The organism is Saccharothrix lopnurensis, assembly GCF_042658445.1.
Lineage (GTDB): Bacteria > Actinomycetota > Actinomycetes > Mycobacteriales > Pseudonocardiaceae > Actinosynnema > Actinosynnema lopnurensis.
On the sequence record NZ_JBHSQO010000001.1, the window covers coordinates 21,449 to 44,393 of the forward strand.

Sequence of the window (22,945 nt, forward strand, 5' to 3'; positions counted from 1 at the left end):
GTAGGATCGGTGCCGTTCGCGACTGGCGTGTCGAGGGTGGGACGGACCACCGGGGAGCGTGAGGCCGGAACGCACCGCGCGCCTGGGTGCCACGGCAGCGCCCCCGCGCGCGTGGAGGACGTCGTGCACGACCCCGCCATCCCGTCCCTGACCGGAGCCGATCCCGAGATCGCCCGCCTGGTCCAGGCCGAGGCCCGCCGCCAGTTCGAGAAGGTCCGGCTCATCGCCTCGGAGAACTACGTGTCCACCGCGGTGCTGGAGGCCACCGGCTCGGTGCTGACCAACAAGTACTCGGAGGGCTACGCGGGCCGCCGGTACTACGAGGGCCAGCAGGTCGTCGACCCGGTGGAGGAACTGGCCGTCACGCGGGCCAGGACCCTCTTCGGCGTCGACCACGCCAACGTCCAGCCCTACTCCGGCTCACCGGCCAACCTCGCCGTGTACCTGGCCTTCCTGGAGCCCGGCGACACCGTCATGGGCATGGCCCTGCCCGCGGGCGGCCACCTCACCCACGGCTGGGGCGTCTCGGCCACCGGCAAGTGGTTCCGCAGCGCCCAGTACGGGGTGCGGAAGGAGACCGGCGTGGTGGACCTGGACGAGGTCCGCGACCTGGCCCGCGCCGAACGCCCGAAGGTGATCTTCTGCGGCGGCACGGCCATCCCGCGCACCATCGACTTCCCGGGCTTCGCCGAGATCGCGCGCGAGGTCGGCGCGGTGCTGGTGGCCGACATCGCGCACATCGCGGGCCTGGTCGCGGGCGGCGCGCACCCGTCGCCGGTCGGCCACGCCCAGGTCATCACCACGACCACGCACAAGACCCTGCGCGGCCCGCGCGGCGCGATGGTGCTCAGCGACGCCGAGCACGCCAAGGCCGTGGACAAGGCCGTGTTCCCGGGGTTGCAGGGCGGCCCGCACAACCACACCACGGCGGCGATCGCGGTGGCGCTGGGTGAGGCGCTGGACCCCTCGTTCGGCCTGTACGCGCACGCGGTCGTGCAGAACGCGCGGGCGCTGGCCGCCGCCCTGCTCGACCGCGGGTTCGACCTGGTGTCCGGCGGCACGGACAACCACCTGGTCCTGCTCGACCTGACCGGCAGGGGCGTGGGCGGCAAGCCCGCCGCCAAGGCCCTGGACCGGGCCGGGATCGAGGCGAACTACAACACCGTGCCGTTCGACCCGCGCAAGCCGTTCGACCCGTCGGGTGTGCGCCTCGGGACGGCCGCCGTCACCACGCGCGGTCTGACCGAGGAGCAGATGCCGCGCGTCGCGGAGTGGATCGACCGCGCGGTGACCGCGGTCGGGGACGAGGGGGAGCTGGACCGGATCGCCGGTGAGGTGGCCGAGCTGATGTCGGGTTACCCGATGCCCGGCTGGGCCTGAGGTCGCGGGTGCGGGGCCGAACGCGGCCCCGCACCGGCTCGCGCGGTTTCGCCGCGCGTCAGCCCTCCTGGTCGACGGCGTGCCCGGACCTCGCGCGCCGGGCGTGGTTGGCGTGCTTGCGCGCGGCGAACCCGTGCGCCTCGGCCAGCAGGGGCCGCAGGGTCTCGAACGTCGCCCTGCCGGGCATCACCACGCACACCCAGTGCTGGGAGGCGTAGACCGGGTGCGGCACCAGCCGGTCCCGCTCGGCGTGGTCGTACCCGGTGTCCAGGACGTGGTCCTCGTCGCGCCGCGTGGGCGGGGCGCCGAACAGCGACGTGTAGGTGGCTTTGGTGAGGCCGATGTTGAGCCGGTAGGCGCCGGGGCGGTCCAGGTCCGACACCCGGTCGTGGCGGTCGCCGGTGACGAGGGTGGCGAAGGGCGTCTGCCGCTCCGGCGGCAGGTCCCGGTCGGGGTCGTAGAGGAAGTACGCGTCGCCGTCGCTCTCCAGCGCGGTGACCCCCTCGAACGTCTCGCTGATGTACCGCTGCACCTCACCGGCTTCCATGCTTCAAGTGTTCCATTGAACTGCTTTATGAGGCTTTGGGCGGAAAGCGCCAGGAGCGACGGTCGAAACCCTCAAACCAGGGAGAAGGGCAGGTGCGCTTCCCGGCCTCCCGCGCCCACCGGTACCCCCCCGACGACGGTCAGCCCGCGCCCAGCCGGGCGTAGTGGACCGCGTCGGCCAGCCGAGCCACGTCCTCGCGGAACGTCTCGTGCCGGACCGGGACGCCCTCGGTGCCCGGCAGCCGGTCGGCGGGCAGCTCGGCCCCGTCGACCAGCACCGGGATCACCGGCACCGACCGCGTCCGCGCCGACTCGACGTGGTCCAGCACCGCCCCGGTCGGCGCCCACCCCGGCCCGACCACGGCCAGCAGCACGTCGCACCGCGCCACGTCGTCCACCACCGGCAGGCCGATGTCCCCGAGCCGGTCCGCGATCCGACCCGCCACGTGCAGGTCCTGCGGCGGGTGGCTGAGGAACAGCCGCGCGGGCCCCCAGGCGGGCGGCAGCTCGATCCCGGCCAGCACCGCGAACGCCCGGTCCCGCACCGCGTCGACCCGCGCCCCGCACCGGGCCAGCACGTCCAGCGCCAGCCCCTCCTCCTCGGTCAGCAGGCCCAGCAGCAGGTGCTCGGTCGTGACCTGCCGCCGGCCCAGCGCGAACGCCTCCCGCACCGCCGCCGCCAGCGCCCGCTTCGCGCCCGGCGTGAACGGCAGGTGGCCGGGCACCCGCGCGGTGCCGCGCCCCTCCACCCCCCGGACGTGCTCGCGGCAGCCGGGCAGCGACAGGTCGAACGACGCCAGCACGGCCGCCGCCGCACCGCCCTCGCCCAGCAGGCCGAGCAGCAGGTGCCCGGTGCCGAGGGCGGTGTGGTTCAACCCCCGCGCCTCCCGGAGCGCCAGCGCGGAGACGCGGCGCGCCCCCTCCGTGAACCGATCCACCGTCAACCCCTCGCCACCGCTTCGGGCACGCCCTCCGCGCTCGGGCTGTCACCAGACCATCGCACGGAGTTGCCGGGTGTTACCTGGACCTGTCGGTGGCCCGAACCCTGGCCGCAGTCATGGCGTCGTTCCCGCCGTGGTCCGTGGCGGGGATCATGACCAGCTCCGCGTCCGGCCAGGCGTGCGTCAGCCGCCAGGGGACCCCGGTGAGGTTGCCCAGGTCCAGCACCCCTTGAACGATCACGCCCGGGATGCCCGCGAGCCGCGACGCCCGGTCGAGGACCAGCCCGTCGGGCACCCAGCACCCGTGGGCCCAGTAGTGCGTGACGATCCGGGCGAACGCCAGCCGGTACTCCGGGGAGTCGAAGCGGCTCGGGCCGCTCGGCGGCGGCACCACCGCGTCCTCCCACCGGCACCACTCGTCGGCGGCGGGCTGGTGCACGGCCGGGTCGGGGTCCAGGAGCAGGGCCAGGTAGGCGGCCGACAGGTCGTCGCCCTCGGGGGCGTGCGCGCGGAACCGGGCCCACGCCCCGGGGAACATCGGGGCGAGCCCCTTCGTGAGCAGGTCGGTCTCCTCGCGCAGGCCGACCGCCACGCCGGCGTGCACCATCCCGCTGACCCGGTGCGGGTACCGCACGGCGTAGACCAGGGCGAGCACCGACCCCCACGACGCGGCGAACAGCAGCCAGCGGTCGATGCCCAGGTGTTCTCTCAGCCGCTCCACGTCGGCCAGCAGGTGGTCGGTGGTGTTGGTGGACAGGTCCACCACCGGTTCGCTCGCGTGGGGCGTGCTGCGCCCGCAGTTGCGCTGGTCGAACTGGACGATCCGGTACGCCTCCGGGTCGAAGAAGCGGCGCGCCCGGGTGGTGGAGCCCGCGCCCGGCCCGCCGTGGACCACCAGGGCGGGTTTGCCGTCCGGGTTGCCGCTGACCTCCCAGTACACGCGGTGCCCGTCGCCGACGTCGAGCATCCCGCTGTCGTGGGGTTCGATCTCCGGGTACAGCACGACCCACCTCCTCGTACGGATACAACAGTGCTGTTACATTAACCCGGTCGGATTCGGGAGGGGAGCGGATATCCGGGCGCGCCCGGGTTGCCGGTCCCACCCACGGGCCTGGGTCCTACCTCCGAATGGAGCAGTAGCCTCCGCGCTTCTCGTAACTTTTCGCTGTTTTCATCGGTCGCGTAAGGAACTGGTCGCCCGTTCGCCGGAAGCCTGGGTTACCGTGCGTGTCGATCAGGTGGTCGACTGGAGGTCCGGCGGGTGAACATCGACGAGATGCTGCGCGAGGCGATGTCCGTGGAAGGCGCGGTCGGTGTGTCGCTGGTCGACTACGACAGCGGCATGACGCTGGGCGCGCAGGGCGGCAACGCGCTGCTGGACCTCGAAACCGCCGGCGCGGGCAACACCGAGGTCGTGCGGGCGAAGCTGCGCACCATCGCGGCCCTCCAACTGGACGACACGATCGAGGACATCCTGATCACCCTCCAGCGCCAGTACCACATCATCCGGCCGCTGACCGAGACGCACGGCTCGCGCCTGTTCCTCTACCTGGTGCTCGACCGCGCCCGCGCCAACCTCGCCCTGGCCCGGCTGCACCTGCGCCGGATCGAGCAGGCCCTGGTCGTATGACCACCGACCGCGTCCAGATCCGCCTCCAGGACCCCGAAGCCCTGGGTGAGCTGCTCGGCCGGGTGCGCGCGGACGTCGCGGGCGTGGCCGGCCTGGTGGTGACCAGCCGCGACGGGATCGTGGTCGCCGCCGACCTCGACCCCGGCACCCCGAACCCCGGTGACGCGGCCGACCAGTCCGCCGCGATGGCCGCCGCCTCGGCGGGCATCGGCCAGCGCTTCGTCCAGGCGTCCGACCACGGTCGCCTCCAGTCCGTGGTGCTGGAGGGCGAGCGGGGCTGCGTGGGCGTGCAGCCGCTGAGCGGGACGCTGCTGCTGGTCGTGCTCGGCTCGCGGGACACGGTGATGGGGCGCTTCACGGTCGCGGTGAAGCAGGTGCTCAACCGCCTGCTCGCCCCGACGACCGACTGAACCGGGGCTGCTCAGACCTCGATCGTGATCACCCCGCCCTCACCGTCGACGTGCGGGACGTCGTCGTCGTCGTCGAACCAGTGGCCGTCGGCGGCGAGGTAGCGGAAGCGGTGCGTGCCCGGCGGCAGGACGAGCGCCACCGTGCGCGTGCCGTCGCGGCGGGGGATGAGTTCGTGCACGCCGGGCGTCCAGTCGTTGAACGACCCGACCACGCTGACCGGGCCGTGCGGGTCGTCCAGCGGCAGCGAGAAGGTCACGTGGCGCTTGCCGCCGAACAGGCGGGTGCTGCGGAGCATCGCGGTCCCTGCGGGTTGATCTTGCTGGAGGCGCTGACAGCTTCCCCGCGATGGGCCGGTGTTTCAAGTGGACGGTCACACGTCCGGGTGAGGGGGCTCGGGGCGGGGCGTCCGGTTCCCCGCGTCTGAACGCCTGCCTCGGGGTGATCCCGGTGGGCGCTGTGCTGCGGCCACCCCGCCACCCCGCCACGCCGGAGCCGGGCGGTCGAGCGCGTCGAGCCGCCCCCGCACCGCCTCGGCCTGCCGACCGCGCCCCTGCCGCCGGAACAGCTCGCGCGCCTCCCGCCACACCGCGCGCGGGCCTGCTCGCGCTCCCCGAGGGCGGCGTGGGGGTGACCGAGCGCGTCGAGGGTCTCGGCGACCGCGTTGGTGTCGCCGTGGGCCCGGAACAGCGCCAGGGCCTGCCGGTAGTGGTCGACGGACCCGCGGTGGCGGCCGGTGCGGTGGTCGATCAGGCCCAGGCTGTCCAGGGTGTCCGCCTCGCCGACCGGGTTGAGGTGGCGGCGCGGCAGGTCGAGGGCGGCCCGGCAGTGGGTGCGGGCGGTGTCGTAGTCGCCCAGGAGGACGGCGTACCAGCCCACCGCGTTGAGCGCGCGGGCCTGCCAGACCGGCTGGTCGAGGGCGCGGAACAGGTCCAGGGCGAGCCGGGCCTGCTCCAGGGCGCGCCGGTCGTCCCCGCGCAGCGCCCAGCCGGTCGGTCAGCAGGGCGCGGGCCTCGGCGTCCGCTGGCACGTCCAGCGCCAGGTGCCGGGCGATCAGGTCGGGCAGCCGGTTGCGGCTGGTCACCAGCACCGCGCACGTGTCGCCGCCGGGCAGCAGCGGCGCGACCTGGGCGGCGTCGACGGCGTTGTCCAGCACCGGCAGCACCCGCCGGCCGGCCACCAGGTCGCGGAACAGGGCCGTCAGGGCGGCCGGGTCGACCGGCACCCGGCAGGGGGCGACGCCCAGTGCGTCGAGGAACCCGCGCACCGCCACCGCCGGGTCCATCGGCTCACCCTCCGGGCCGAACCCGCGCAGGTCCACGAACAGCCGGCCGTCGGGGAACCGGTCGGCGTTGCGGTGCGCCCAGTCCAGCGCCGGCCAGGTCTTGCCGATCCCGCCCGCGCCGGCGATCGCGGCGACCGGGACCCGCTCCGGCCCGTCGCCCAACGCCTCGTCCAGCCCCTCGAACGCCTCGCCTCGCCCCAGCCCCACCGCCTCCACCAGCAGCACCGCCGGCACGGACCGCTGGCGCGCGTGGCCGACGTCCACCGGACGCCCGTCGACCAGCAGCCCGACCTCGCCGAGCACGCGCAGCTCCACCGCCATGGAACCTCCTCCCGCCGCGCGTCTCACTACCCCTCCTGAGCCCGGTTCATGACCGCGGAGCGGAAGTCTTTCCCGGCACCGCTGCGCCTGCCGGTGGATCAGGAGCGTGAGAGCGCGAGGAAGTCCGCCACCACGGCCAGCGCCGCCGGCATCGAGACGGCGCAGAGGTCGTCGACGGCGGTGCTCCAGTGCGTGATCCGCAGGGCCCGTGCGGCGAAGCGCGCCGCGGGCTCCGGGGCCGCTCCCTCGACCAGTTCGCGCGCCAGCCGCACCAGTACTCGACACCGGTCGTCCACGTCGGCGATCGAGTCGATCGTCTTGTCGGCCAGGTCGTGGTCCCCGGAGAGGAACCCCGCCAGCGCCAGCAGAGCCGATGTGAACACGCTGGAGGTGCTGGAGGCAGCCATGAGGCGGGCGATCAGGAAGTTGACCCGTTTGTGGTCGCCGGCTGCGGCCAGCGCCCTCACCACCAGCGGCAGCGCACCGGGGTGGTGGTGCAGGCCCGCCGCGCGGGCGAGTTCGAGCACCCGGTCGTGGTCCCCGAATTCGGCCAGCGCCCGCACCACCGCTTCCGGAGCCGACACCCACCGGCCATCCTGTCGGGGGAGGAGTTCCAACGCCTGGTCGAGCAATTCCCGGGCCCGGTCGCGGTCCCCGGCCCTGGTCAACGCCCTCGCGACCGACGCCATGACCTCACTCCGGAAACCCGGGGTGGCCAACGAGCGGGCGAGTTCCAGCGCCCGGTCGTGCTCCCCGACCTCGGCCAACTCGTTGGCGATCGACCTGAGCGCCGATTCCCGGTGGTGGTGGGACATCGACTTGGCCATCGCCACCGCCCGGTCGTGGTGACCGATGCGGATCCACGCCACCGCGAACGGCAGGAGTGTCAACTCAGGGGTGAAGGAGAAGTCCGTCGAGTACCTGACCTGCGCCTCGTTGAGGAGACCGGCGGCTTCCTCGACGCGCCCGATCCCGGCCAACGCCGTGACGATCGACAACGTCACCGCGAGGCGGTCGGTGATGCCCCGGTCCGTCTCCAGCTCCCGGTCGATCAACTCCGCGGCCTGGTCGTGGTGCCCGCTCCTCGCCAGTACCTCGGCCACCGCGGCCAAGGCCCGGTTGTCCAGCCTGGGGCTGGTGACGGAGCGGACGGTCCTCAGCGCCTGGTCGAGCAGGTCCCTGGCCCGGTCCTGCTGCCCGCCCCCCAGCACCGCCTCCGCCATCGAGGTCAGCACCGCACCCCGACGACCGGGGTCGGTGATCGAGCGGAGGTCGCCCTCCACCTCCCGCAGCAGCTCCTCGGCCCGCTCGTGGTGGCCGGCGGTGGCCAGCTCCCCGGCTACCGCCACCAGCAGCGGGATTCGGAGATCGGGATCGGCGATGACGTGGGCGGCGGCTGTGGCCCGGTCGTGGTACCCGGCTCGGGCCAGCTGCTCGGCGACCGCCGCCAGTGCCGAATCGTGCCGGCCAGCGCCGGCGCTGGACCTGGCGGCCCGGGAGGCTTCGCGGAAGAGGACGTCGGCCCGGTCGCGGTGCCCGCTCCTGGCCGACGACAGGGCCACCCGCGCCAACGCCAGGCTCCGCAGGTAGTGGTCGATGATCGCGCGGGTGGTCCTCTCGGCCTCGCGGAGCAGCTCCCGGGCCCGGTGCGGGTCCACCGCGGCGACGCGCTCGGCGACCGACGCCAGCACCGGCCCCCGCCGGTAGGAGTCGGTGATCGATCGGGCAGCCGCCGTGGCCCGGTCGTGCTCCCCGGTCGCGGCCAGCGCCACCGCGGTCGCGGCGACCACCGCGTTGCGCCGGTCGTGGTCGGCGATCGACCGGGCGATCCCCGCGGCCCGGTCGTGGTGCCCGCCCTTGGCCAGCGCCACCCCGACCGCCGCCGAAGCGGGTTCCCGCCGGTGGAAGTCGGTGATCGACCGGGCGGTGTCGGCGGCTTCGTCCAGCAGGTCGTCGACCCGGTCGTGGTCGCCGGCGTCCACCAGCGCCTCGGCCAGCGATGCCAGCGCCAGGACCCGCCGGTGGGGGTCGGTGATCGACCGGGCCAGGCCGGTGGCCCGGTGGGGCCGGCCCAGGCGGACCCACAGCGCGGGGACGCCAGGGGGGATGTGGGTGTTGCGGTCGGTCAGGAAATCCCGGTGCACGGCCAGCCGGCCGACCGCGACCAGGTCCGGCACGTCCCCGCCGGCGTGCGCGTCCAGGGTCGCGGTGACCTGGTCCAGGGCGGTGGTGTCCCCGCCGGTCCGGTGGAACAGCCGCTCGTGCCGGGCCGGGTCGGTGGCCAGGGCGGTGGCCCGCCCCAGGTCGGCGGTGGTGAGCAGCACGGGGTGGTACCCGCGCAGCAGGTACTCCGGCGTCCCGGGCGGCCACCCGCGCTCCCGGTAGCCGTCGGCCCAGTCGTGCAGGCGCCGCCGGTACGCGGTCAGCTCGGCCGCGCCGAGCATGTCCACCGCGGTGACCTGCAACTCCTCGTGGGCCAGCAGGTAGACCTCGGGGTCCGCGCCGGGGTCCAGGTCGCTGTCGCGGCGGGTGAAGCTGCGCCCCGACACCGTCCTGAGGTGGTCGCGGACCCGCCACACCCCGGTGCCCGCCAGCTCGGCCAGGTCCCCGGCGGTCAGGCCGCCGCCGGCCGCCGCCACCAGGCCCAGGAGCTCGCGCTCCACCTCCGCGCCGGCCAGCAGGGACCTCAGGTCGCGCTCCATCTCCGCGCGCAGCGCCCGCGCGTGCTCGGACACCGTGAGCGACCGCGCGTTCCCGCCCCGGCGCAGCGGGTGGTCCTCCGGCACGTCGGCGGGGACGGGCGGGTCCGGGCGCCCGGCCACCACGATCCGCAACCCCTCCGGGGGGTGCGCGGGCAGCAGGGCGGCGATGCTGTGCGAGTCCGGCCTCGTGGTCACGCTCCGGTCCTCGTCCAGCCCGTCGACGACCAGCGCCAGGTGCTCGCCGCGCGCCCGGCACAGCGCGGCGGCCTCCTCCAGCAGCCCCAGCAGGTGCGCCTCGCTCGTGGCGGGGTCGAGGAACTGCGGCTTCTCCTCGCCCAGCAGGGTCAGCAGCTGCTCCAGCACGTTGGTGACGAAGGCCGGCCGGTCGGCCTGGCCGGCCAGGCGCGCCGTGACGAAGAACGACACCACCCGCACCCCCGGCGGCGGGTCGAGCACGAACCGCGACAGCAGCGCGGTCTTGCCCGCCCACGCCTCCGCGCGCCACCACTGGTAGCCGTCGCCCGACGAGCCCGCGCAGAACGCGCCCAGCTCGGCCAGTTCGGCGTCGCGGTCGAGGAGCACCGAGGGCGCGATCCGCTTGACCTGGTGGCGGTACCGGGTCGTCACGGGCGCGCCGGTCCGCAGGTTGACGTCGCGCCCCGCCTGGACCACGAAGGCCGACCGCCCCGCCTCGGCCGACTGGGTCACCGGCGCGGCAGGCGCGTCCCGGTCAGCTGGATCGCCACCCGTCACGCACCGGATTGTCCACCAGGGACCGCGGCCCGGTGGTGACGACGCGGCCGGATCGGGCGGGAACAAGGCAAAAGCGAGGAGATCGCACTCCTCGCCACTTCTAACTTATAGCGCACAGGGGGTCTTGCGGCAAGACCCCGGTCGTGGCGCAGAATCGCCGCCCGAAGCCAGGAGCTGCGAAAAAAAACGGGGAGTCGCGGAGTGCGGGTTTTGTTGATGTCGTACGGGTCGCGCGGGGACGTCGAGCCGCCGGTGGGGCTCGCGGTGGCGCTGCGCGGACTCGGTGCGGAGGTCCGGGTGTGCGCGCCGCCGGACTTCGCGGGGCTGCTGGAGGAGGTGGCCGTGCCGCTGACCCCCGTCGGCCGGCCGATCCGCGCGCTGGCGACGGGCGCGGTCCCCGGCAAGGCGCGGGCGACCCTGCCCGACATCGCCGCGGAGCTGACCGCCTCGGCCCACGAGGCGGTCAGCTCCGCGGCCGGGGGCTGCGCCGCGGTGGTGGCCACCGGCTCGTTCCCGGCCGCGGCCGGGGCGCGGGCGGCGGCCGAGCGGCTGGGGATCCCCTACGCGTTCGCGTCCTTCTCCCCGTCCTTCCTGCCGTCGCCGCACCACCCGCCGGCCGTGTGGCCGGGCCAGGTGGTCCCGGCGGGCGAGACCGACAACCGGGTGCTGTGGGAGCTCAACGCCGAGCACATGGACGCGCTGTTCGGCGGGATCGTCAACACCCACCGGGCCTCGGTCGGCCTGCCGCCGGTGGAGCGGGTCCGCGACCACGTGTTCACCGACCACCCGTTCCTGGCGGCGGACCCGGTCCTGGGCCCGTGGCGGGCGACGGCGGACCCGGACGTGGCGCAGACCGGCGCGTGGACCCGGCGGGACGGGCGTCCGCTCCCGGCCGGGGTGGAGGCGTTCCTGGCCGCCGGGGAGGAGCCGGTGTACGTCGGGTTCGGCAGCATGCCGATGCGGGGCGCGAGCGCGGAGGAGCTGTCCCGGGCCGTGGTCGGGGCGGCGCGGGCGCGGGGGCGCCGGGTCCTGCTCGGCAGCGGGTGGGCCGGCCTGGCTCCGGTCGACGGGCGGGACGACTGCCTCGTGGTCGGCGAGGTCAACCAGCAGGAGCTGTTCCGCCGGGTGGCCGCGGTCGTGCACCACGGCGGCGCGGGCACGACCACGACGGCGGCGCGGGCCGGCGCGCCCCAGGTGCTGGTGCCCCAGGTCGCGGACCAGCCCTACTGGGCGGCGCGGGTGGCCGCGCTGGGCATCGGCGTCGCGCACGACGGCCCGACGCCGACCTCCGGTTCCCTGTCGGTCGCGCTCGACGCGGCCCTGGCCCCCGGCGTCCGGGCCCGCGCGGGCGCGGTGGCGGGCACGATCCGCACCGACGGGGCGGCGGTGGCCGCGGCCCTGCTGCTCGACGCGGCCGAGCGGGGCGAACCCGTCGGCGGCCACCTGGTCACGGGGTGAGCGCGCCGGTGGAGTTCGCGGGAGAGTCGGATCACAATCGTGCAGTCCCTGCAAAGTTGCAGTGCGTGCATCTTTTTCTCTAGTCTGATCGAGTGAGCAAGGTGGCGGGTGAGGGTCTCCGCGACCGCAAGAAGCGGCAGACCCGCGAGGCGCTCAGCCGCGCGGCCGTCCACCTGGTCGCCGAACACGGGCTCGACGGCGTGACGGTGGAGGACATCAGCGCGGCGGCGGACGTCTCGCCGCGCACGTTCTTCAACTACTTCGCCGGCAAGGAGGAGGCGGTCCTCGCCCCCGACCCGGAGACCGGTCCCCGGCTGCGCGCGTCCGTGATCGCCCAGCCGGCCGGGCTCTCGGCCGCCGAGGCCGTGCGCGAGGCGCTGCTCGCGGAACTCGGCGCCGAGGTCAACGAGGACCGGGAGTTCTGGACCCGGCGGATGTCGGTGGTGCAGCGGCACCCCGTCCTGCTGGCCGGGGTGCTCGCCGGCGGCGAGCAGGTCGAGCGCGAGGTCGTGGCGGGCATCGCCGAACGCGTCGGCATGCCCGTGGACGCGACCTACCCGATGCTGCTCGCCGCGGCGGCGGGCGCGGCCTTCCGGGTCGCCGTCGCCCGCTGGTCCGCCGACGGCTCCACCCCGCTGCCGACCCTGCTCACCGAGGCCCTCGACCTGCTCGTCACGGGCCTCGCCACACCACCGCAGTCCTGAAGGAAGAACACCGGGGGGATCATGTCCACCGAAACCGGCACCCACTCACGCCGGGACGTGCTCCAAGCGATGTCCGGCCTCATGATGGGCATGTTCGTGTCCATCCTGGCGTCGACCATCGTGTCCAACGCGCTGCCGCGCATCATCTCCGACCTGCACGGTTCGCAGTCGGTCTACACCTGGGTCGTCACCACCGAGCTGCTGGCCATGACGGCGACCGTGCCGCTGTGGGGCAAGCTCGCCGACCTCTACAGCCGCAAGCTGCTCATCCAGCTCTCCCTGGGCCTGTTCGCGGTGGGCTCGCTCATCGCCGGGTTCGCGCCCAACGTCGAGGTGCTGATCGGCAGCCGCATCGTGCAGGGCCTGGGCGCGGGCGGCATGACCGCGCTGGCCACCATCGTGATGGCGGCGATGATCCCGCCCCGGGAGATGGGCCGCTACGCGGGCATCTTCGGCGCGGTGTTCGGCGTCGGAACGGTCGCCGGCCCGCTCATCGGCGGCCTGCTGGTCGACACCTCGTGGCTGGGCTGGCGCTGGTGCTTCTTCATCGGCGTGCCCTTCACCCTCGCCTCGGTCGTCCTGCTCCAGCGCACGCTGAACCTGCCGGTGGTGCGCAAGGAGGTCAGCATCGACTGGGCGGGCGCGGTGCTGATCATGTCCGGCGTGTCCACGCTGCTGGTGTGGTCGACGCTGGCCGGTCACCAGTTCGAGTGGGCCTCGACGTGGACCGCGGTGCTGGTCGCCGCGGGCGTGGTGCTGCTGGGCCTGGCGGTGTGGGTGGAGTCGCGGGCGGCCGACCCGATCGTGCCGCTGACCATCTTCGCCAACCGCACGGTCGCCCTGACCACGCTCGCCAGCGCCCTGGTCGGCGTGGCGATGTTCGGCGGCACGGTGTTCCTGTCCCAGTACTTCCAGATCGGCCTGGGCAAGACGCCGACCGAGGCCGGCCTGATGAGCCTGCCGATGATCTTCGGCCTGCTGGTGTCCTCCACCGTGGCCGGTCAGCTCATCACCAAGTGGGGCCGGTGGAAGGTGTTCCTGGTCGCCGGTGGCGCGATCATGGTCGCCGGGATGCTCCTGCTGGCCACGATCGACGCCAACACCACCGTGTTCGTGGTGTCGGTCCACATGGCGGTGCTGGGCGTCGGCGTCGGCATGGTGATGCAGAACCTGGTTCTGGCGGCGCAGAACGACGTGCCGGCCAAGGACCTGGGCGCGACCACGTCCACGCTCACGTTCTTCCGCTCGCTCGGCGGCGCGATCGGCGTGAGCGCGCTCGGCGCGGTGCTCGCCACCCGGGTGACCAGCCTGTCCGAGGAGAAGTTCGGCCCGGCGGCCGCCGGTCGGACCAACGAGGTGCCGGACCTGTCGCTGCTGCCCGAGCCCATGCGGGTGATCGTGCGGGACATCTACGCCACCGCCACCGCCGAGCTGTTCCTGATCGGCGCGCCGATCGCGGTGCTGGCCCTGCTCGCGGTGCTGTTCATCAAGGAGAAGCCGCTCAAGACGCTCAGCGGTGACGAGCGCCTGGCGGCCGAGGCCGAGATGGCGCCGCTGCACTGAGGTCGTTCGCCGGGGCTGCTCGTCGGGCCTGCTGGCCGGCCCTGCTCGTCGGCCCTGATCGAGACACGAGGTGTCGCACCTGTCCGGATCGTCCCGGGCGGGTGCGACACTTTCGCCGTGTCCGGGCTCAGGGAACGCAAGAAGCAGGCCACGCGCGCGGCGCTGGCCGACGCGGCGCTGCGGCTGTGCGTGGCGCACGGCCTGGACGGGGTGACCGTCGAGCAGGTGGCCCACGACGCGGGCGTCTCGCTGCGCACGTTCTTCAACTACTTCTCCTCCAAGGAGGAGGCGGTGGTCGCCGGTGACGTGGCCACCGCGACCGCGTTCGTCCGCGCCTTCGCCGAGCGGCCCGCCGGCGAGCCGGTGCTGGACGCCCTGCGGCGGGCGCTGGTCGAGGTCGTCCCGGAGCACGTCGACCCCGGCAAGGTCGCCCAGCTGCGGGCGCTGCGCGGCACGCCGGCGCTGCTGCCGCACCAGATCGCGGCCTTCGCCGCGCGGGAGCGGGAGCTGACCGCCGCGGTGGCCGAGCGGGTCGGCCTCGACCCCGGGACCGACCCCTACCCGGCGCTGCTGGCGGCCACCGTGATGGCGACCCTGCGGGTGGTCGTCGGCCGGTGGCTGGACAGCGCCGACCCGCCCCGGTTGGTCGACCTGATCGACGCGCTGGTCCACCGGTTGCGCACGGGGTTCGCCGAGCCGTGACCGGGGGTCCGCGGCCGTCTTGGCGGGCCTTCCCCCCCCGGTCGCCCGGCCGAGCCTTCCCGGCCGCCCGGCCGGGACCTCCCCGCAGACTCCGCGCCGGGGGGCGTCCGGGCGGCCGGCATCCCTAACCCCAGGTCACCGGCAGCGAGTGCACGCCGTAGACGAGCATGTCGCTGCGCAGCGGCACCTGGTCGGCGGGCACCGCGAGCCTCAGGTCGGGCAGCCGCCGCAGCAACTCGGTGAACCCCACCGCCATCTCCACCCGCGCCAGCTGCTGGCCGAGGCACTGGTGCACGCCGTGCCCGAACGCCAGGTGCGGCCCGCGCGGCCGGGTCACGTCCAGCTCGTCCGGCCGGTCGAACCGGCGCGGGTCGCGGTTGGCCGCGATCACCGACACCAGCACCTCCGAGTCGGCCGGGATCACCTCGCCCGCGATCTCCACCTCCTCCAGGGCCAGGCGCAGCGCGCCCAGGTGGACGATCGACAGGTGGCGCAGCAGCTCCTCGACCGCGTCGTCCACCAGCGCCGGGTCCGCCCGCAGCCGGGCGAGCTGGTCGGGGCGCTCCAGCAGCGCGAAGGTGCCCAGGGCCAGCATGTTCGCGGTGGTCTCGTGGCCCGCGACCAGCAGCAGGCTCGCGATGCCGACCAGCTCGGCGTCGGTCAGCCCCGGGTCGGCTCCGATGAGCCCGGACACCAGGTCGTCGGCCGGCTCGACCCGCTTGCGCCGGACCAGGTCGAGCATGAACGCCCGCAGCTCGTCGGAGGTCCGGGCCACCTCGTCGAGCGGGGTGTCCAGCCGCAGCAGCCTTGAGCTGCGCTCCTGGAACTCGTGCCGGTCGGCGTAGTCGACGCCCAGCAGCTCGCAGATCACCAGCGAGGGGACGGGCAGGGCGAACGCGGTCACCAGGTCCGCGGTCGGGCCGGCGGCGATCATCGCGTCGAGGTGCTCGGTGACGATCGCCTCGACGCGCGGCGCCAGCTGCCGCATCCGCCGCACGGTGAACTGGCCGGTCAGCAGCTTGCGGTAGCGGGTGTGACCGGGCGGGTCCTGGGTGAGGAAGTTGCCGGCCCGCCGCTCGGGGTCGGACGCCAGGGCCCGGAACCCCTCGGGCAGCTTGGCGACCAGGCGCGAGCTGCGGAACCGGTCGGAGCTCAACCGGGGGTCGGCGAGCGCGGCGCGGGCCTCGTCGTGGCCGGTGACCAGCCACATCGGGTCGCCGTCGAGCAGGGTCAGGCGGTGCACGGGGCCCTGCCCGGCCAGCCGGGTGATCAGCTCGGGCGGGGCGAAGGCGCCGGACTCGCGCGCGGTCAGCCCCGGCGGGAGGCCCAGCGAGAGGCGGTTGGTGTTCGGCCGTCGGGGAGCGGTGGTCATCACCTGGTCCGTTCCCGACCCGGAGGTGGCCGGGCCGTTGCTCGGCGTCGTGGCGGCGTACCCGTCACCCACGGTACGCAGAAACATGCGCACCGTGCACCTTTTTATTCCCCGGTCAGTTCTGTTCCCCGGTCGGCCAGGCCGGGCCCATCGCCTCGGCGATCACCTCGGCCGGCGGCCGGTCGGGGTGGTCCAGCCAGTGCTGGGTGGCGGCCCGCAGGGCGGCCAGGAAGGTCGCCGCGAGCACGCGGGCGCGCAGCGGGTCGTCGACCGCCTGGCGGCGGGCGATCTCGGCGGTGAGGTCGCGCTCGACCGCCGCGTAGGCCGCGACCTGGTGCGCGACCAGGCTCGGGTGCCGGGACACCTGCCGCCGCCTGGTCAGCCACTCCGGGTCGAAGCCCTCGTCGGTCAGCTCGGAGGCGGCCCGGACCAGCGCCGGTCGCGGCGGCCCGGCGGGTTGCGCGCGGACCAGGTCCAGCAGGCGGCGCAGGCGGACCAGGTCGCCGTAGAAGATCGCCTCCTCCTTGCCGGCGAAGTAGTTGGAGAACGTGCGCCGCGACACCGCGGCCGCGTCCGCGATCGACTCGACCGTCACCCGGTCGGGGCCGTGCTCCAGCGCCAGCCGCAGCGCCGCCTGGTGCAGGGCCATGCGGGTGGCGGCCTTCTTGCGCTCCCGGAGTGTGTCCATCCCCACCCAGCCTACCGAAAGTTCCCACTGGGCAATCTTGCACGACGCGCAAGATTGTGGATACTTGTATGTGGCAAGCAATGCGGGAGAGGGGGCGACGTGGACGCCGTCGCGCAGGAGCTGGAGGACCGGATGCGAGACCTGCTCAGGGTCGTGCGCATGGTCAAGCAGCAGCACCACTCCGCCGTGCCCGCCGGTCTCGTCGGCATCCTCGGGCTCATCGAGCGCGAGGGCGGCAACCCCACGGGCTGCCACGCGAAGCAGTTGGCCGTGCGCGCCGGGCTGGACCCGTCCACGGTCAGCCGCGCGGTGGCCGCGCTGGTCTCGCACGGCCTGGTGGAGCGACGCGCCGACCCCGACGACGGCCGGGCCAGCGTGCTGGTGGTGACCGAACGGGGTCACACCGCGCTGGCGGACTCCCGCGACCGGTACGGCGCGCTGGTGGGCCGTGCCCTTGCCGACTGGACACCTGAAGAGGTCAGCGCCCTGACCACCGCGATCGGGCGACTGGCCACCGACGTCGAAGGAGCCCTGGGCTCCACCTGGGAGGCCGCGCGATGAGCGCACCCCGCGCGCTGGGCGCACCCGCCCCCGCGCCGACAACCGGCACGATGAACCACCGCCAGGTGCTGGAGGCCCTGAGCGGCCTGCTGCTGGTGCTGTTCGTCGCGATGCTCAGCGGCACCGTCGTGTCCACGGCGCTGCCGCAGATCATCGGCGCCCTCAACGGCTCGCAGACCCAGTACACCTGGGTGGTCACCGCGACCCTGCTGACGGCCACCGCCACCACGCCCATCTGGGGCAAGCTCGCGGACCTGTTCAACAAGAAGACCCTGGTCCAGGTCGCCATCGTGGTCTTCGTGGCCGGGTCGATCGTGTCCGGCCTCGCGCAGAGCGCCGGCCAGCTGATCGCCGCCCGCGCCTTCCAGGGCATCGGCGTCGGCGGTCTCCAGGCGCTGGTGCAGGTGGTGATCGCGGCGATGATCGCGCCCCGCGAGCGCGGCCGCTACAACGGCTACCTCGGCGGCGTGATGGCCGTGGCCACCGTCGGCGGCCCGCTGCTGGGCGGCCTGATCGTGGACACCTCGTGGCTGGGCTGGCGCTGGTGCTTCTTCATCGGCGTGCCGATCGCGGTGATCGCCCTGTTCGTGCTCCAGGCCACGCTGCGGATGCCGACCACCCGGCGCGAGCACGTCAAGATCGACTACCTCGGCGCGTCGCTGATCGCGATCGGCGTGAGCGTGCTGCTGATCTGGATCTCGTTCGTGGACTCGTCGTTCGCCTGGCTGTCGTGGCAGACCTTCGCCATGGTCGGCTCCTCGGTGGTGCTGCTGGCCCTCGCGGTCGCGGTCGAGGCGCGCACCGCGGAGCCCGTGGTGCCGCTCGGGATCGTCAGGCAGCGCACCACGGCGCTGGCGATCCTGGCCAGCCTCGCGGTCGGCATGGCGATGTTCGGCGGCGCGGTGTTCCTCGGCCAGTACTTCCAGATCGGCCGCGGCTACAGCCCCACCGAGGCGGGCCTGCTGACCATCCCGATGATGGCGGGCGTGCTCGGCGCGTCGATCATCAGCGGGCGGCTGATCACCAAGACCGGTCGGGTCAAGCCCTACATCGTGACGGGCGCCGCCCTGCTGGTGGTCGGGTTCCTGCTGCTCGGCCAGATCGACCACGCCACCTCGCTGGTGCTGGTCGGCGGCGCGATGCTGCTGGTCGGCGCCGGGGTCGGCATGAGCATGCAGAACCTGGTGCTCGCGGTGCAGAACACCGTGCCGCTCAAGGACATCGGCGCGGCCAGCTCGACCGTGGCGTTCTTCCGCTCGCTCGGCGGCACGATCGGCGTGTCGGTGCTGGGCGCGGTGCTGGCCCGGCGGGTCGACTCGGCCATCACCCGCGACCTGACCGCCGCGGGCATCCCGGCCGGCGGTGGCGACGGCAGCAGCAGCCTGAACCTCGCCGCGCTGCCCGAGGCCGTGCAGCACATCGTCCGCGCCGCCTACGGCGACGCCACCGGGCACATCTTCCTGATCTCGGCGGGCATCGCCGTGGTCGGTGTGGTCGCGGCCCTGCTGCTCAAGCCGATCGTGCTGCGCTCCAGCCTGGACCTGTCGGACACCCCGCCGGCGTCCTGATCCCGGCCATGTGCTGATCCCCGCCGGCGTCCTGATCCCGGCGACGAAGGGCCCGACCGCTCACCCGAGCGGCCGGGCCCTTCGCGCGTCACGGGCTCAGAAGCCCATCCGGCAGCCGGACAGGACGATCTCCTGGCCCAGCAGGGTCACGACCCGCACCGCGTACTGCGCGCGCTGGCCGTTCGGCCCGACGACCGTCTGGTTCAGGTGGACGGTCGCCACACCGGGAACGCCGATGGTGACCGGACCGGTGCCGATCGGCTGGCCGTTCAGCGTGCCGACGCGCGAGGAGCTGGACAGGCCCTGCTCGTTCGCCACGCAGCTGGTCTCGATGTCGGACACGGTGATCGCGCCGCCCAGCAGGCTGGCGCTGGACACCTCGGCGCCCGCGTCGGTGCGGCCCGTCGCCGGGTCCAGGAAGCAGTCGGCGTGCAGCGCCTGCACCGAGGCCAGGCCGAGCACGTTCACCGAGGCCGTGGTCCGGTCGGAGGACGGCGGGCAGGTCGCGTGCGGGATCTTGGCCACGGTGATCAGGCCCGAGGCGCTCAGCGACCACGCCTCCGCCCGCACGTGGGACACGATCGTGACCACGGCGGTGGCGGACCCGCCGTCGTCGTCGGTGACCGTCACCAGCACGTCGTGCGAGCCGACGCCGGCGTAGGGGTGCGTGGCCGTGCAGGTGCCCGAGCCCGCGCCCTGCGCGACGGTGCCGGTCACCACGGGGGTGCCGTCGTCGAAGTCGACCGTGCACGTGTGCGTGTCGTGCGTGGCGATGTCGGTGAACGGCGCGGTGACCGTGACCGGCGTGTTGCGCAGCACCAGCGTGCCGTTGGCCGGCGAGGAGATGCTCACCTGCGGGGCGACGTTGGTCAGCGTCAGCGTGGTCGTGGCGACCACGGCGGGGTTCAGGCCGTCGTTCGCGGTCAGGGTCAGCGTCCACACGCCGTCGTCGTTGCAGGTCACGGTGGTGTTCGGCGCGGTGGGCGCGGAGAAGGCGCAGGTGGTGCCGGGGTCGACGCCGGACTGCGGCGTCGCGCTCCACTGCGTGGTCAGCGAGGGGCCGTCGGGGTCGACGACGCTGCCGGCCAGCGTCACCGGGGTGCCCTCCTGGCCCGCGTACGGGCCACCGGCCTCGACGACCGGCGGGTCGTTGACGATGACCGTGGTGCACTCGGTGACGGTGCCCGGACCGCCGCCGTCGGTGCCGCGGGCGGTCACGCACAGCTGGTGGGTGCCGGAGGTCAGGGTGCCGGTGGTGGCGGTGTAGGTGACCGAGGCCGGGCCGGTCCGCGGCAGCGCCGGCGTGACGTCGGTGATCTGCGTGGGCGCGCCGTTGTCCACGCTCAGGGTCAGGTCGGTCAGCTGCGAGGCGATGACGCCGGGCACCACGTTCGGCAGGTTGGCCGGGTCGGGCACCGACGTGCAGGTGCCGCCGGTGAGGTCCGCGATGGCCTGGAGGCTGGCGTTGTAGTCGCCGCTGTTGCAGGCCGAGCCGGGGCCCACGGCGAAGGTGAAGTAGTCGACGTTGGCCGGCACCGCGCCCGCGACACCGGTCACGTCGCCCACGGCGAAGCCGTCGGACAGGAACAGCACGACCTTGCGGGCCTGCGGCTGGGCGTTGGTGACGGTGGTCGCCGACTGCACGGCGGGCACGAAGCTGGTGCCGGTGCCGACGGACCTGGCGGTGAACTGGCCCACGCCGCCCTGCACGGCCGAGCCGACGGCCTCCTGCACGTCCCGGACGCCGTTGCCGTTGGCGTCGGTCTCCGGCGCGGTCAGCAGCTGGTCGCCGCCCGCCGGACCCACGTCCACGGTGGCGGCGGCGCTGCCGAACACCACCGCGCCCACGCTGCCGACCACCGTGTTCGGCGCCGCCGCGACGGTGTTGAGGTTGGCCACCGCGGTGCGCTCGCAGGACAGGACGTCACCGCCGGCGCACGGGCTCGCGGTGCTGCCCGACACGTCCACGACGTAGGTCAGCGCGGTGTCCTTGACCGCGACGCCCGTGCCGACGGACGCGGTGCCGGTGACCGTCACCGGCCCCCGCGGGACGACGGTGTCGGGGGCCGGGCTGGTGATGTCCACGGAGATGCTGGTGCCGCCCGGCAGGTTGCCGTCGGTGGCGTGGGCCTGGATCTGGCTCGCGACCAGGACGGCGACGGCCAACGCCGCCGTCCCGGCCAGTTGTCTGGATCTCATGTCCCTTGTTTTCCCTTCGTACGCGTCGATGGGGAATCGAGGGCCGTGACCCGGGGGTTACTAGGCCGTTCCGGTGAGTAACTTTGCGTCGACGCCGCCGGCCCCCGTGACCCGCACACCACCGCACACGGCTGCTCTCGTGGGGCTACCGGGACTTCGGACCGAAGCGACCGACAGTGGGCCTCGGCCCGCGAAGTGCAGTCCACGCCGAGGTGCCGGGGACCCGCGCACCGTCGGTGCGCGCCGCCGCGGCACTCGTGCGGGTCCTCCGCCTCGATCGGCCGCAGCACCCCGCCCACGGCCGGTTCCACCAGCAGCACCAGCGCCCCCTCCTGGTGGATCGGGCGCAGGAAGCCCAGCGTCTCGGCCGGGTCGCCGGGCGAGACCGGGACACCCACGCCCACGACGCGGTCGATCGCCGACGAGGCGACCACCTCGCCGGCCGGGTGCGTCCCGGTCAGCGCGGCCTGCCCCGGGAACCGGACGCAGCGGTCGAGGGCGGGGGAGTCGGTCACGGTCACCGGGCCGCCCAGCGCCGCCGCCGCGGCGGCCACCTCGAACGGGCCGGTGACGCGCGCGGACACCGCGGTGACCGCCACCGGGCCGCTGCGGTCGACCCGGGTGAACACCGGGTCCGCCGTCGCGCACGAGTCCAGCGCGGCCGGCAGCAGCGCGTCCCGGTGCGCCGCGCCGTGCCCGCCGGGCAGCGCGGGCACGGCGTCGGGCCACACCATCAGACGACGTCGACGAAGACCGGGTTCGCGTAGAACCGCAGGTCCGACCACGGGTCCGCGTCGCCGATCACGTCCATCACCGGGCCGCCGTCGGAGGTGAGCCGGTTGCCGTCCGAGCCGCGCAGCCGCAGGTAGAACGCGGAACCCACGTCGCGGAAGGTGTGCGTGAACCGCACCGTGCCGCGCGCGGTGCGGGCCACCTCGAAGGTCTTGACCACCCGGGTCAGCGGCGCGGCGAGCGCGTCGCGGTCGGTGGCGGGACCGGTGACCGGGCCCGCGATCAGGTCCACCTTCGCCAGGCGCGGCACCGCGCCGCCGAAGTTCGCGCCCCGGGCCAGGTCGACCTCGATTCCCACCTCCACCGAGTCGCCGCGCCGGACGAACGTGCGCCCGCCGATCGTCACGCCCCGGTCGTCGCCCCCGCCGAGCGAGCGCACCCGCAGGTTCAGCCCGTCGACCACGCGGCCGTGCACGGCCACCACGCGACCGCCCTGCACACCGCGCATCATGTCCACATAGGACTGTGAATCCGCGCCGACGAGCGTGGAGCTGTAGAAGCCGGGCCAGTAGTCCCCGTAGACCTGGGGCTCGCCGGTGTCCACGGGCTTGCCGCGGCTGCCGGTGGCGTTGTGGTCGCCGCTGCCCGGCGCGTGCGTGTCCAGGTGCACCTGGTGCGCGTCGGAGGTGGCCGTCACCCACCACGGCCGGCCCTCGGCCGGCAGCGAGTCCCACAGGCCGCCGACCTTGGCGGTCATCCAGTCGAACCCGCCGTAGGCGCGGTAGGGGTTCTCGGTGGCGGTGGGGGCGTAGCCGGGGAAGCTGTCCTGGTTGGGCGAGCCGTCGTAGTAGCCGCGCGCGCCGCCGCGCCCGCCCGCCTCGCGCCGGGTGCCCGCCGCCTGGTGGCCGGGCGCGCCCTCCATGCCCACGGCCACGCCGGGCGCGGCGTCGCGCCAGCCGCGGATCTCGTGCGGGCTGTCCACCCCGCGCCGCGCCGGGTGGTTGGCGAACATCGGCGCGATCTCCGTGCGGCCGGACAGCACCTGCGCCTCCAGGTACCGCAGCGCCGCCGGCGCGTACGGCTCGCCGTCGGCGGAGGCGGAGCGGGTGAGCAGGCCCGTGCAGCCCTGGGCGACCGGCGTGGACAGCACGCCGCCGTCGTAGGCCGCCTCGAACGCCCGCAGGGTGTCCACCGTGGACCGACCGGGCGGCAGGAACACGGTGGCGTGCTCGGCGCCCGGGATGTTCCACTCCAGCCCCTGGTAGACCAGCACGTCGCGGTGCGCCCGCCGGGCCCGCTCGATGTCCGGCGCGACCTGGTCGATCGACAGCTTCTCGTGCGCGACCCCGCCGTGGTCGGTGATGACGACCCAGTCCAGGCCGTGCTCGCGCGCCTTGGCCACCTGCTGGGCGACCTCGTACTGGCCGTCGGA

20 protein-coding genes and 1 riboswitch are annotated in these 22,945 nt (G+C 74.2%); of the genes, 9 read left to right on the forward strand and 11 right to left on the reverse strand.

Annotated features, from left to right (window positions below; translation table 11 throughout):
* Positions 1-8 precede the first annotated feature (8 nt).
* A riboswitch (ZMP/ZTP riboswitch) is annotated at positions 9-95 on the forward strand.
* Positions 96-123: 28 nt separating this feature from the next.
* Positions 124-1,380, forward strand: a complete 1,257-nt coding sequence (locus tag ACFP3R_RS00130; protein WP_380631487.1) for a serine hydroxymethyltransferase — start codon at positions 124-126, stop codon at positions 1,378-1,380.
* A 58-nt stretch (positions 1,381-1,438) separates the two neighbouring features.
* Here ACFP3R_RS00130 and ACFP3R_RS00135 read toward each other — a convergent pair whose 3' ends face one another.
* From ACFP3R_RS00135 to pip, 3 genes are all read right to left on the reverse strand, one after another.
* Entirely contained in the window at positions 1,439-1,927 is a 489-nt protein-coding gene (locus ACFP3R_RS00135) for a DUF6194 family protein (RefSeq protein ID WP_380631489.1), read from the reverse strand.
* Positions 1,928-2,066: 139 nt separating this feature from the next.
* On the reverse strand, positions 2,067-2,864 hold the full coding sequence (locus ACFP3R_RS00140) for a Clp protease N-terminal domain-containing protein (protein ID WP_380631490.1): 798 nt from the start codon (positions 2,862-2,864) through the stop codon (positions 2,067-2,069).
* 79 nt (positions 2,865-2,943) lie between these two features.
* Positions 2,944-3,870, reverse strand: a complete 927-nt coding sequence (pip, locus tag ACFP3R_RS00145) for a prolyl aminopeptidase (protein ID WP_380631492.1) — start codon at positions 3,868-3,870, stop codon at positions 2,944-2,946.
* A gap of 258 nt (positions 3,871-4,128) precedes the next feature.
* Here pip and ACFP3R_RS00150 point away from each other — a divergent pair, with 258 nt between their 5' ends.
* Both ACFP3R_RS00150 and ACFP3R_RS00155 read left to right on the forward strand, forming a co-directional pair.
* The gene (locus ACFP3R_RS00150; RefSeq protein ID WP_380631494.1) at positions 4,129-4,497 is read left to right on the forward strand and encodes a hypothetical protein; all 369 of its coding nucleotides are present in this window, start codon (positions 4,129-4,131) and stop codon (positions 4,495-4,497) included.
* Entirely contained in the window at positions 4,494-4,907 is a 414-nt protein-coding gene (locus ACFP3R_RS00155) for a roadblock/LC7 domain-containing protein (protein WP_380631495.1), read from the forward strand. Before ACFP3R_RS00150 ends, ACFP3R_RS00155 begins: the two co-directional genes overlap by 4 nt.
* Before the next feature lie 11 nt (positions 4,908-4,918).
* On the opposite strand, the gene ACFP3R_RS00160 is transcribed toward ACFP3R_RS00155, so the two are convergent.
* The 3 genes from ACFP3R_RS00160 to ACFP3R_RS00170 form a co-directional block, all read right to left on the reverse strand.
* Positions 4,919-5,203 (reverse strand): early set domain-containing protein, encoded by a 285-nt coding sequence (locus ACFP3R_RS00160; RefSeq protein ID WP_380631497.1) that lies wholly within the window; start codon positions 5,201-5,203, stop codon positions 4,919-4,921.
* A gap of 75 nt (positions 5,204-5,278) precedes the next feature.
* Complete coding sequence (locus ACFP3R_RS00165) at positions 5,279-6,511, reverse strand: hypothetical protein (protein WP_380631499.1); 1,233 nt, start codon at positions 6,509-6,511, stop codon at positions 5,279-5,281.
* Between the two features lie 98 nt (positions 6,512-6,609).
* The gene (locus ACFP3R_RS00170) at positions 6,610-9,966 is read right to left on the reverse strand and encodes a hypothetical protein (protein ID WP_380631501.1); all 3,357 of its coding nucleotides are present in this window, start codon (positions 9,964-9,966) and stop codon (positions 6,610-6,612) included.
* 216 nt (positions 9,967-10,182) lie between these two features.
* Here ACFP3R_RS00170 and ACFP3R_RS00175 point away from each other — a divergent pair, with 216 nt between their 5' ends.
* The 4 genes from ACFP3R_RS00175 to ACFP3R_RS00190 all read left to right on the forward strand — a co-directional run bounded on the left by ACFP3R_RS00175 (position 10,183) and on the right by ACFP3R_RS00190 (position 14,393).
* Positions 10,183-11,424, forward strand: a complete 1,242-nt coding sequence (locus tag ACFP3R_RS00175; protein WP_380631503.1) for a glycosyltransferase — start codon at positions 10,183-10,185, stop codon at positions 11,422-11,424.
* A gap of 92 nt (positions 11,425-11,516) precedes the next feature.
* Complete coding sequence (locus ACFP3R_RS00180) at positions 11,517-12,128, forward strand: TetR/AcrR family transcriptional regulator (protein ID WP_380631505.1); 612 nt, start codon at positions 11,517-11,519, stop codon at positions 12,126-12,128.
* 21 nt (positions 12,129-12,149) lie between these two features.
* Positions 12,150-13,691 carry an MDR family MFS transporter gene (locus ACFP3R_RS00185; protein ID WP_380631507.1) on the forward strand — a complete coding sequence of 514 codons (1,542 nt, stop codon included), beginning with the start codon at positions 12,150-12,152 and terminating at the stop codon, positions 13,689-13,691.
* A gap of 117 nt (positions 13,692-13,808) precedes the next feature.
* Entirely contained in the window at positions 13,809-14,393 is a 585-nt protein-coding gene (locus ACFP3R_RS00190) for an acyl-CoA-like ligand-binding transcription factor (protein WP_380631509.1), read from the forward strand.
* Positions 14,394-14,517: 124 nt separating this feature from the next.
* On the opposite strand, the gene ACFP3R_RS00195 is transcribed toward ACFP3R_RS00190, so the two are convergent.
* Together ACFP3R_RS00195 and ACFP3R_RS00200 are read right to left on the reverse strand one after the other, a co-directional pair.
* Entirely contained in the window at positions 14,518-15,765 is a 1,248-nt protein-coding gene (locus tag ACFP3R_RS00195) for a cytochrome P450 (RefSeq protein WP_380632114.1), read from the reverse strand.
* A 115-nt stretch (positions 15,766-15,880) separates the two neighbouring features.
* Positions 15,881-16,453: a TetR/AcrR family transcriptional regulator gene (locus tag ACFP3R_RS00200; RefSeq protein ID WP_380631511.1), complete on the reverse strand. Its 573-nt coding sequence runs from the start codon at positions 16,451-16,453 to the stop codon at positions 15,881-15,883.
* Between the two features lie 99 nt (positions 16,454-16,552).
* Here ACFP3R_RS00200 and ACFP3R_RS00205 point away from each other — a divergent pair, with 99 nt between their 5' ends.
* The gene (locus ACFP3R_RS00205) at positions 16,553-17,014 is read left to right on the forward strand and encodes a MarR family winged helix-turn-helix transcriptional regulator (protein ID WP_380631513.1); all 462 of its coding nucleotides are present in this window, start codon (positions 16,553-16,555) and stop codon (positions 17,012-17,014) included.
* Complete coding sequence (locus tag ACFP3R_RS00210) at positions 17,011-18,582, forward strand: MFS transporter (RefSeq protein ID WP_380631515.1); 1,572 nt, start codon at positions 17,011-17,013, stop codon at positions 18,580-18,582. Before ACFP3R_RS00205 ends, ACFP3R_RS00210 begins: the two co-directional genes overlap by 4 nt.
* Before the next feature lie 96 nt (positions 18,583-18,678).
* On the opposite strand, the gene ACFP3R_RS00215 is transcribed toward ACFP3R_RS00210, so the two are convergent.
* From ACFP3R_RS00215 to ACFP3R_RS00225, 3 genes are read right to left on the reverse strand one after another with little or no spacing between them, the layout of a single operon-like run.
* Positions 18,679-20,781, reverse strand: a complete 2,103-nt coding sequence (locus ACFP3R_RS00215; protein ID WP_380631517.1) for a PKD domain-containing protein — start codon at positions 20,779-20,781, stop codon at positions 18,679-18,681.
* Positions 20,778-21,515: a hypothetical protein gene (locus ACFP3R_RS00220; protein WP_380631519.1), complete on the reverse strand. Its 738-nt coding sequence runs from the start codon at positions 21,513-21,515 to the stop codon at positions 20,778-20,780. The genes ACFP3R_RS00215 and ACFP3R_RS00220 overlap by 4 nt, the downstream gene beginning before the upstream one ends.
* A complete protein-coding gene (locus ACFP3R_RS00225) occupies positions 21,515-22,915 on the reverse strand; it encodes a histidinol-phosphatase (RefSeq protein ID WP_380631521.1) in 1,401 nt (466 codons plus the stop codon). The genes ACFP3R_RS00220 and ACFP3R_RS00225 overlap by 1 nt, the downstream gene beginning before the upstream one ends.
* Positions 22,916-22,945: the final 30 nt, after the last annotated feature.

Coding starts and splice junctions, on each gene's coding strand:
- ACFP3R_RS00135 (WP_380631489.1), bottom strand. CDS start 1,927: ATGGAAGCCGGTGAGGTGCAGCGGTACATCAGCGAGACGTTCGAGGGG.
- ACFP3R_RS00155 (WP_380631495.1), top strand. CDS start 4,494: ATGACCACCGACCGCGTCCAGATCCGCCTCCAGGACCCCGAAGCCCTG.
- ACFP3R_RS00160 (WP_380631497.1), bottom strand. CDS start 5,203: ATGCTCCGCAGCACCCGCCTGTTCGGCGGCAAGCGCCACGTGACCTTC.
- ACFP3R_RS00165 (WP_380631499.1), bottom strand. CDS start 6,511: ATGGCGGTGGAGCTGCGCGTGCTCGGCGAGGTCGGGCTGCTGGTCGAC.
- ACFP3R_RS00175 (WP_380631503.1), top strand. CDS start 10,183: ATGTCGTACGGGTCGCGCGGGGACGTCGAGCCGCCGGTGGGGCTCGCG.
- ACFP3R_RS00185 (WP_380631507.1), top strand. CDS start 12,150: ATGTCCACCGAAACCGGCACCCACTCACGCCGGGACGTGCTCCAAGCG.
- ACFP3R_RS00195 (WP_380632114.1), bottom strand. CDS start 15,765: ATGACCACCGCTCCCCGACGGCCGAACACCAACCGCCTCTCGCTGGGC.
- ACFP3R_RS00200 (WP_380631511.1), bottom strand. CDS start 16,453: ATGGACACACTCCGGGAGCGCAAGAAGGCCGCCACCCGCATGGCCCTG.
- ACFP3R_RS00210 (WP_380631515.1), top strand. CDS start 17,011: ATGAGCGCACCCCGCGCGCTGGGCGCACCCGCCCCCGCGCCGACAACC.
- ACFP3R_RS00215 (WP_380631517.1), bottom strand. CDS start 20,781: ATGAGATCCAGACAACTGGCCGGGACGGCGGCGTTGGCCGTCGCCGTC.
- ACFP3R_RS00220 (WP_380631519.1), bottom strand. CDS start 21,515: ATGGTGTGGCCCGACGCCGTGCCCGCGCTGCCCGGCGGGCACGGCGCG.